The sequence below is a fragment of the Bacillus sp. FJAT-49711 genome (assembly GCF_018343715.1).
GTDB lineage: Bacteria > Bacillota > Bacilli > Bacillales > Bacillaceae_C > Lederbergia.
In genome coordinates this window covers 1,247,226-1,256,674 of sequence record NZ_JAGYPL010000002.1, presented here as the reverse complement: position 1 = coordinate 1,256,674, position 9,449 = coordinate 1,247,226, and the positions used below count along the sequence as shown (strand labels likewise).

General features: G+C 37.0%; 9 protein-coding genes and 1 pseudogene. 4 read left to right on the top strand and 6 right to left on the bottom strand.

Features of this window, described 5'->3' with window-relative positions; genetic code table 11:
- From KHA96_RS13340 to KHA96_RS13325, 4 genes and pseudogenes are all read right to left on the bottom strand, one after another.
- Positions 1–189, bottom strand: a pseudogene (locus KHA96_RS13340) (IS4 family transposase); the annotation flags it as partial.
- A gap of 189 nt (positions 190–378) precedes the next feature.
- Positions 379–1,326, bottom strand: a complete 948-nt coding sequence (manA, locus tag KHA96_RS13335) for a mannose-6-phosphate isomerase, class I (RefSeq protein ID WP_213129751.1) — start codon at positions 1,324–1,326, stop codon at positions 379–381.
- A 5-nt stretch (positions 1,327–1,331) separates the two neighbouring features.
- Positions 1,332–1,802, bottom strand: coding sequence for a low molecular weight protein-tyrosine-phosphatase (locus KHA96_RS13330; protein ID WP_213129750.1), 471 nt, complete (start codon positions 1,800–1,802; stop codon positions 1,332–1,334).
- Positions 1,795–2,211 (bottom strand): VanZ family protein, encoded by a 417-nt coding sequence (locus KHA96_RS13325; protein ID WP_213129749.1) that lies wholly within the window; start codon positions 2,209–2,211, stop codon positions 1,795–1,797. Before KHA96_RS13325 ends, KHA96_RS13330 begins: the two co-directional genes overlap by 8 nt.
- 277 nt (positions 2,212–2,488) lie before the next feature.
- On the opposite strand from KHA96_RS13325, the gene KHA96_RS13320 reads away from it, so the two are divergent.
- Together KHA96_RS13320 and KHA96_RS13315 are read left to right on the top strand one after the other, a co-directional pair.
- The gene (locus KHA96_RS13320; RefSeq protein WP_213129748.1) at positions 2,489–3,391 is read left to right on the top strand and encodes an acetamidase/formamidase family protein; all 903 of its coding nucleotides are present in this window, start codon (positions 2,489–2,491) and stop codon (positions 3,389–3,391) included.
- Positions 3,392–3,410: 19 nt separating this feature from the next.
- Positions 3,411–4,781 carry an APC family permease gene (locus tag KHA96_RS13315; protein WP_349305747.1) on the top strand — a complete coding sequence of 457 codons (1,371 nt, stop codon included), beginning with the start codon at positions 3,411–3,413 and terminating at the stop codon, positions 4,779–4,781.
- Between the two features lie 241 nt (positions 4,782–5,022).
- Here the strand turns inward: KHA96_RS13315 and KHA96_RS13310 are convergent, their stop codons facing one another.
- Positions 5,023–6,195, bottom strand: a complete 1,173-nt coding sequence (locus KHA96_RS13310) for an MFS transporter (RefSeq protein ID WP_213129747.1) — start codon at positions 6,193–6,195, stop codon at positions 5,023–5,025.
- A 298-nt stretch (positions 6,196–6,493) separates the two neighbouring features.
- On the bottom strand, positions 6,494–7,333 hold the full coding sequence (locus KHA96_RS13305; RefSeq protein ID WP_481748232.1) for an aldo/keto reductase: 840 nt from the start codon (positions 7,331–7,333) through the stop codon (positions 6,494–6,496).
- 487 nt (positions 7,334–7,820) lie between these two features.
- Here KHA96_RS13305 and KHA96_RS13300 point away from each other — a divergent pair, with 487 nt between their 5' ends.
- Both KHA96_RS13300 and KHA96_RS13295 read left to right on the top strand, forming a co-directional pair.
- Positions 7,821–8,624, top strand: coding sequence for an SDR family NAD(P)-dependent oxidoreductase (locus KHA96_RS13300; protein WP_213129745.1), 804 nt, complete (start codon positions 7,821–7,823; stop codon positions 8,622–8,624).
- Between the two features lie 36 nt (positions 8,625–8,660).
- Positions 8,661–9,428 (top strand): SDR family NAD(P)-dependent oxidoreductase, encoded by a 768-nt coding sequence (locus KHA96_RS13295; protein ID WP_213129744.1) that lies wholly within the window; start codon positions 8,661–8,663, stop codon positions 9,426–9,428.
- Positions 9,429–9,449 lie beyond the last annotated feature (21 nt).

The following is a 9,449-nucleotide window of genomic DNA, read 5'->3' as shown; positions in this document are numbered from 1 at the left end:
CGACCTTATAGCTACTTCGATTTCCCGAAGGCTACCCCAGCGAAAGAGGGTCGAAAGGAGAAATATTTTCACTAAGGATTCATCCGATAATTTTGTGAAGTTGTAATTATGGGATGGGCATGCCAGTGTTGTGGCTGGTAATAAAGATAAATATTGACGAAAGACTAAATCTTGATCTACACTATTCATTGCGTGCTCCTTTTGTAGTGTAGGGAACTGATGAGGTCGTCTTTCCCTATCTACATTAGGAGTTTTTTTATTTTACCGCAAGGTGGAAAATTAATATTTAGTCTGACCTTACATTTTTTTACAAACGTGCAACACTAGTGGGCACTCACACAACTTGGAAACAATTCTGAATTGTTGGCGGCAAATACGTTATAAATGCGATACGATGAGCATTGTTTTTCCTTCGAGTTGGAAGCTTTCTGTTCCTGATGGAAGAATGAGATGATCGCCTTTTTTTATAGGGTATGTTTTTTTATTTAGGGATAGGAGTGCGTCTCCTTCGAGTACGCTTAATAGCATGAATGGTTGATTTTGTTCAAACTTAGCAGTACCGTCAATGTCCCATTTATGAACTGTAAAGAATTCGGCTTCAACGAATTTAGTCATGACAGCTCCCGGAATTGTACTTACTTCAGGCGAAAACTCAGGAACTTGGTGTGGAATTGTTGATACGTCAATTGATTTTTCAATATGAAGTTCGCGTGGCTTTCCATCTTGTCCAGGTCTGTCATAGTCGTATAGCCTATATGTAGTGTCAGAGCTTTGCTGTGTTTCAAGAACGAGCGTTCCTTCTCCCAGCGCATGGATCGTTCTGCTCGGTACATAGAAGAAATCGCCTGGTTTAATTTTCACTCGGCTCAAAAGCTTGTCCCACTCGTTATTTTCAATCTTAGAGACAAATTCTTCTTTTGTAAGCGCGGTGTGACCATAGATCAACTCCGCTCCTTCTTTACAGTCAATGATATACCAGCATTCCGTTTTTCCAAGCTCGCCATTTTCATGCTCATTTGCATATTCATCATCTGGATGCACTTGAACAGACAAATCAGCATTCGCATCTAAAATTTTCGTCAATAAAGGGAATACTCCGCCTTGTTGATTTCCAAATAATTCAGGATGCTCAGTCCATAGTTCTATTAATGTTTTACCAGCAAATTCGCCATTTTTCACAACAGAGGGTCCATTTGGATGAGCAGAAATCGCCCAGCATTCTCCTGTAAGATCATCCGGAATATCATAGCCAAATTTCTCTTTTAATGCAGTCCCTCCCCAAATTCTCTCCTGAAAAACAGGTTCTAAAAATAAAGGTTCGCACATGATGATCATCCTTCCAATGATTTTTCGTTTTTTATTTTTTCCATCAATCTTTGGCAGCCTTCCAAAACAAGATTATACGTTTCTTGAAAATCACCCGTATAATATGGATCAGGTACATCTGCTTTCCGATCCGTCAAGTCAAGCAATCTGATTACCTTCGGATGTTCAGGCTGACCACATATATCATAAATATCGTGAATATTCATTTCATCCATGGCAATGATGTAATCAAATTCTTCTATATCCTTTTTAATAAATTGTCTTCCAAACATACCTTCAGAGGAAATACGATATTCCTCCAATTTCTTTAACGTACCTTTATGCGGGCGAGCGCCGACATGCCACGAACTTGTCCCCGCGGAATCAACTGAGATCTTTCCGCCAAGGTTTTCTCTATTTACCAAATCCCTAAATACCGCTTCCGCCATTGGAGAGCGGCAAATATTCCCTAGACAGACAAACAATACTTTAACCATGAACCCTTCTCCCCTCTTTTCTCCTTATTAATAGCTTCGCCCCAACAAGCGCGGCGATGGCCCCTAAGGAATCTAATCCAACATCAAGCAATGCACCTGTTCGTTCTGGAATAAAGACTTGGTGTAGTTCATCTGTTGCTGCATATATTGTCGTCAACATCCATGCCATCAAAAATCGGTTTTGTTGCAAGCTATTGTAGAATAGGACGGCAAGAAATCCAAACGCAGCTAAATGAACGAACTTACGAAAAATCACATTCCACATTTGCGCCTCGCTTGAAGTCAGATGAAAAAATCTTTCCAATATGGATTGAGTATGACCCCCGGTAGATGAAGGGGAAGCCGTTGCAATAAAAATGGCTGCACACCAAAGAATAGCTGCAAGCAGCCAAAAATATCTTTTTTTCATAAAAAAAATTCCTTTTAAAATCATTTTCTATTATTATATCTAATTCATCCATTGCATGCACTCAACAAAAACGTGAATATCATATGCATTCATAATAAAGCAGTACATTTTGACCACAATGAGCCATCCTCCTCTAAAAAACCTCCTTATTACTCTAATAAAATAGGAAAAAGTTCACAAAACATTCACTTTCATTTTCTTATATGTTATAATCTTCGCAATATGTCGTAACATTATGACATTAATATTTATACAATTCAGAAAGGATGGTAGAAAAATGAGTCAAACGGTTGGTTTAGGGACTCCAATTTATTCATTCAGCAAAGAACATACACCTGTTGCCACTGTTGCATCTGGAACCCGAATTACGGTTGATGCGTATGATTGTTTCGAAGGACAAATTACATCTAGCGAAACAACGATGAACGCAATCGATTGGGAACGAATTAATCCAGCAACTGGGCCGATTTATGTGGAATCAGCTGAACCAGGAGATGTACTTGCTGTAACAATTCATGGCCTTGATATTAAAGGTCCCGGGGTACTTGCGACGGGTCAAAACCTTGGTGTTATGGGCCATAGGATTGATGAGTTCACAGTCAAAATGATTCCGCTTGAAGGGAATGAGGCTATTTTCAATGAAAAAGTCCGCATCCCGCTCAATAAAATGATCGGCGTGATCGGAGTTGCCCCAGAAAATGAAGCTGTGCCATGCGGAACACCAGGCAACCACGGTGGAAACTTAGACACTGTTTTAATCACAGAAGGTGCAACCATCTATTTCCCTGTTTTTCACGAAGGTGCTTTATTTGGTCTTGGTGATATGCATGCTGCAATGGGAGATGGAGAAATCGGCGTTTCAGGAATTGAGGTTGCTGGACAAGCTGACCTAACACTTGAAGTGAAAAAAGGAAAAAGTTTAAAACATCCACTTGTTAAAAATAAGGATGGCCTTAGCATCTTAGTAAGTGCTGAAACACTTGATGAGGCAGCAAAGCTTGCTGTTGAAGAGATGATCGATTTATTAATGCCATACACAGATATGAATGTGGCAGAGATGACAATGTTGATGAGTTCAATTGGACAATCACAAATCTCTCAAATTGTTGATCCCCTTCTTACAGCTAGATTCTTTGTTCCACAATCATTTTTAGATGCTTATAAGATAGAAATATTTTAATGTTTAGGGGGAAATTTGAGTGTCACTAGAAAAACTAAGCCAAGAGGCTGATTTAAACGGGAAGGCTCCTGAATATAAACAGGAACTGAAACGTGCATTAACATTTTGGGATTTAATGATTTATGGTTTGATTTTCATGGTTCCGATTGCGCCATTCGGTATTTATGGTGAGGTTGCAACAGGTGCAAAAGGAATGGTCGCCCTTGCGTATGTAATCGGGATGATTGGGATGATTTTTACAGCGCTCAGCTATGCGCGTATGTCAGAGGCCATTCCATATTCCGGTTCAGTTTACGCTTATGCACAACACGGAATTAATGACACAGCTGGATTTTTTGGAGGCTGGCTCATTCTTCTTGACTATATTTTCGTTCCTGCACTTTTATATTTAGTGAGTGCTGCTGCACTAGCAGATATCGTGCCGCAAGTGCCTATCATTATATGGCTGCTCATATTCATTGGAATAAATACACTTATTAACGTACTAGGTATTGAATTTACTGCAAAAACGAATAAATATATATTAATTGCTGAACTTATAGTCTTAGTTATTTTCGTAGTAGCAGGTATTATTGCCGTTGCACAACATGTGAACGGTGCAGAATTTACGTTCAAACCTTTGTACGATAAAGAACATTTTTCAATGGCTACAGTAATGGGAGCAGTTTCTATTGCAGTTCTAAGCTTCCTTGGTTTTGATGCTGTTTCCACACTTGCCGAAGAATCTAAAGGCGGCCGAAAAGCAATTGGTAATGCTATTATCGGGGCGCTGCTTCTCGTCGGTGTCATGTTCATTATCCAAACTTGGGTAGCAGCATTAATCTGGCCAGACTTTACTACTTTTGAAAATGTAGACACTGCCTTTTATCAAATTGCTGAAATTGCCGGTGGTACTTGGCTAAAATGGACGACCATTATTGCTACAGTTATTGCATGGGGGATTGCAGACGCACTCGTTGCTCAAGCAGCCATTTCTCGTATTCTCTTTAGTATGGCTCGCGACCGTAAGCTGCCACATGCATTATCAAAAGTTCATCCGAAGTTTAAAACGCCATTTGTCGCAACGATTGTAGTTGCTGTCATTTCATTTATTGTAACAATGTTCTTCTCAGCACAAATTGGACAACTTGCTTCAGTCATCAACTTTGGTGCACTTACTGCTTTCTTGTTATTGCACATTTCTGTTATTAACTTTTATATTAGAAAGAAGAAAAGCAAGAACTATTTCAGTCACCTAGTACTTCCAGCCATCGGTTTTCTGATTATTGCCTATGTTTGGATCAATTTAGACATCCTTGCTAAAAAACTAGGATTCACATGGCTAGGAATTGGAGTCATTTATTTCGCTTATTTGAAATTTGTAAAAAAAGATACTAAATTAGAACAATAATTATAAGAAAAACTCAAGCTCCTTTTATATCGATGTACAGACCTATAGAATCTGGCTCGTCATCGTCACAAGACGTAGCGGTTTTAGTCGACTTTTCTTTTATTAGATGAAGGAAACACGGTTTGGAATAAGCTGATGCTGACTTATTATAGGAAGAAGTAAGAAGTTTGCTAGTCGACAGACACTGAAGCTAGACAGCAAACAAAAAGGTGCAGATCATGATGATCTTGCACCTTTTTTCTTATCCTTCTACCATTCCTAGTTTTCTACTAGACTTTTCTTTAATCGAAAATAAGATAAATCCAACTGTCCCTATGAACGAACTAACAGCCATTAAAAAATATAGAGTCGAGCCACTAAATGTGTCAAAGATAATGCCGCCAACTGAGGAGCCAATGATATTCGTAATACTAAACGCAATCCCCATGAAAACCATATGGCCCGTTGCTTGCATCTCAACAGGAAGGGCCCGATATAAATATTCTATGGCGCCCATATACATGATTGCAAAACAAATCCCATGCAATACTTGTATAGATAGCAACATAGACGGGTCTGTAATAAATCCAATCATGATCCATCTAATCGTAAAAAGAAAACCAGCAATGATCATATATTTAATGGGGCTTTCCGATCGGAACCAGATAAAACTTGTAAAGAAAAGGATGGCTTCACTAAGCACGCCTATGAACCAAAGCCAGCCAACAAGCATTTCATTCCCACCGATTTCAAATAAATATAAACTAATGAAACTATCATTCACACGATGCGTCAGGAAAATAAAAAAGCTTAACAAAAAGAAAATAAGTAATGTTCTGTTTCTAAAAAATTGACCCACTTCTTTTAAATTGACTTTTTTCGCACCAGATTTCGCATCTTTTAGTGTCAGCGATAATAGAAATGTAATTCCCGCAACGGTCATCATCGGAATGGCCAGAGATTGTACACCCATCTTATTAAAATAAAATCCACTTGCTAAAGAAAGAATGGCAAAACCAAAGGAACTCCAAGATCGTATTGAGCCAAATGATACTTTATATTCATCCGCTACACGCTTAGCTAAATTATCTGATAATGGGTTTAAAGCGGTAAAGAAGAAGAAAAATAAGGCACCTGCTACATAAAGCCAAACAAGCGAGCTGAGTTGGAATATCAAAAATATTCCTATTAAAATACCAATTAAAACAACAGTAATGATTTTCTTAACTGTTTTAAATCTATCACTCATAAATCCCCAAACTGGCTGGGCAAAAAGACCGACCGCCGTTCCTAGTGCAAAAAACATCCCGATTGCAGATTTTGACAGCCCATTATTTTGAAAATATAAAGGCAAAAAACTAACAACTAGTGAGCTGATCGCCGCACCGAAAAACAAAAACATCTTAAGGGATACGAGAGGGTTTTTTCTGAACATATAGTATGCTTCCTTTACAAGTAAATTTCTCTGTCGTTTTTCACTAAAATGAGCCAGCCCTAATTTGAGGACTGGCTAGTTATGACTACGTTATACTATACATTGGTGGACATTGTTTGTATAGTAGGGATTTCTTAAATTCCCCCTATATATTCGCATATTTATTTACCCGTTTGAAGAAGTACTCCATTCCTAAACTTCCATAAGATATCTATTTTTTTCATTACTTCCTTATATTGACGAAAACATACAGTCACTTATTGGAATGCTTATAACCTTAGGACCAATATTAAGTATCTTAGAAATTAAAATTATCTGGATCTGAACCAACACGTTTATTTTGGTTTAATCCATCGATTTTTTCCATCTCTTCATTTGATAATTCAAAGTCAAAAATATCTGCATTTTCAATAATTCTATGTTCTTTTACTGATTTGGGAATTGTTACAATCTCACTTTGAATATCCCATCGTAGAATAACTTGAGCTGTCGTTTTGTTGTGCTTTTCCCCAATTTCAGCCAAGATTTCATTATCTAAAAGTCTTCCTTGCATTAAAGGAGACCAAGCCTCGAGTTGTATTCCTTGGTCTTTACAGTAAGTGCGTAGTTCTAATTGAGCAAGCCTTGGGTGCAGTTCCACTTGGTTAACCATTGGTTTAATTTTAGCATTTTGCAATAAATCTTTTAGATGATGGACATGAAAATTACTAACCCCTATTGCACGAACTTTACCCTCCTTATAGATTTCTTCCAACGCTTTCCATGTTTCTTTATATTTCCCTTTTACTGGCCAATGAATTAAATATAGGTCAAGATAGTCTAGTCCAAGACGATTTATACTTGCATCAAATGCTTCCAATGTAGAGTCATACCCTTGGTCGCTATTCCATACTTTTGAAGTCACAAAGATGTTTTCACGAGGAACTCCCGACTCTCTAATTCCTTTTCCAACACTTTCCTCGTTTCTATACGCTGAAGCAGTATCAATACTTCTATATCCATTTTTTATTGCAGCCTTTACTGCATTCACAGCTTCTTCTCCACTCTCCACCTTAAAGACCCCTAGCCCAAACCAAGGCATCTTAATTCCATTATGTAAAACTGTTGTATCATCTAAGTTTTTTACCAAAGCATCCATCTCCTAATAAAAAGTTTAAGAATTAATATGCATTCGAGTTCAACCTTTAATTCCACTTTTTCAATGTGAATATCCTTATTTGCTATAACTTTAACTTCTTCCTTCACTCCCTTTACCTAGATCAAAAGAGAAGCATCTGACATGACCAACAATACATTCCTACGCATGCCCTTTCCTGAAGTAAAGTTAGCTTTATTCATATTTCCTCCTGTTCATTACTGATTTAATATATTTACAATTTATAAGTTTTATATAGATGTTTAAAGATTACAATATTATGATTTTGTTTGATTTCTTAGGGACTTGCATGATGATAAAAAAATCAAACAAAATCATAATTTTACGGCATCGAAAAAGTAAAGTGCTACTATGTATGATTGAGTTGTGTATATATGAGCCTATTGCACTTATTTTGGATGGACCGTGTTTTCTATTCTATAAATAACAATTAGCACTTCCAAACGAATATTTTGAAGGGAGGGAAGTCATGAAATTTAAGGATAAACTTGTCTTTATTACTGATGCCGATCATGATTCCGGAAAAACACTTTTAAACCATTTTGCAAGTGAAGGTGCACATTTTTTATTAAATAGTGCTTCTAATGGGGATGCAATCGAATCAAACTTGGAAAGTTGTAAAAGTAAGGGAAGTAAAACAGTAGTTGCTAATATTGACCTTTGCAATGAAAGGGAATTAAGTCAGCTTTTAGTAACAATAGAAAAACAACTAGGATCAGTAGATATCCTTATCCATAATAATAATTTTATTATCCCAACAAAAGTCGAAACTTGTACAGAAGAATTATTCTTACAAGTGATGAACAGCAACGCAAAGTCGGCTTTTGTTTGTACGCAAGTCGTAGGCAAACAAATGGTAAAAAAGCAATCTGGAAAAGTTATTTTTATTAGTTCCATTCATGCCGAAAAACCGACAGGTTCCTCATTTGTTTATAGTGCCTCAAGGGGTGCTGTTAAACTTCTATGTAGTGAATCAGCTTTAAACCTAGGGCGTCATGGAATAAATGTAAATTCAATTGAAATGGGCCCAATTGTCGGAGATAATGAAAAATTCAAAAGTAATATATCTTCAATCTATGAAGCTTATCAATATAAAGTGCCAAATGCAATATTAGGAGATTTTCAGGATTTAGCTCATCTTACCCTTTTCCTTTCTTCAGATGAATCACGTTATATAAATGGGACTGATATTCGTCTAGATGGTGGATTTTTATTACATTACATGGACCATAAAATGAAAGTCCCAGTAACTAAAGTAAATTCTGAAGTTTAAATAACTGAATAACTATTTTTTATTCGAGGTGATTCTATGGATCTTTCTAACAAGATTGCCTTAGTTACTGGGGCAGGAACAGGAATTGGGAAAGGGATTGCGGTAGAACTTGCTAAACAAGGTGCAAAGGTTGCCATCCACTACAATTCGAGTAATAAAGGAGCTCTGGACACAAAAGAGCAAATAGATCGGCTAGGTAGTGAGTCTATTATTGTACAAGCTGATATTCAATCTAAGAATGAAATTGAAAGAATGGTAGAAAAGGTAATCGATAATTTTGGATCCATAGATATTTTAGTAAATAATGCTGCATTACAACTAAATATTGACCTCCTTGATTACACAAGCAGTGATTACGACCGCATGATGAATACTAACCTGAAAGGATATTGGCAGTGCATCCAAGCCGTTGTTCCTTATATGAAAAAGAAACAATCAGGAAGAATTATCAATATTTCCTCCGTTCATGATAAAAGACCAACAGACTTTGACACCGTTTACTCAATGACAAAAGGTGCTATAAAAATGTTGGTGCGAGAAAGTGCTATTGAGCTTGCAAAGTATGGAATTACTGTTAATATGATCGAACCTGGAGCAGTTGACGTAGGGAAATACAAAATAGACGAAGAGATCGATCCAGAAATCAGTGAGAAAAAAAGGAAAGAGAGATTAAAAAAATTTCCCCTTGGCCGAGTCGGACTACCAATAGATATTGGTCATATTGCTTCATTTATAGCGTCTAATGAAAGTGAATTTATGAATGGAGCCGCAATTCGAATGGATGGCGGAAGCATGTTATTATAATATTTTTTAAGGAGTTAAAAA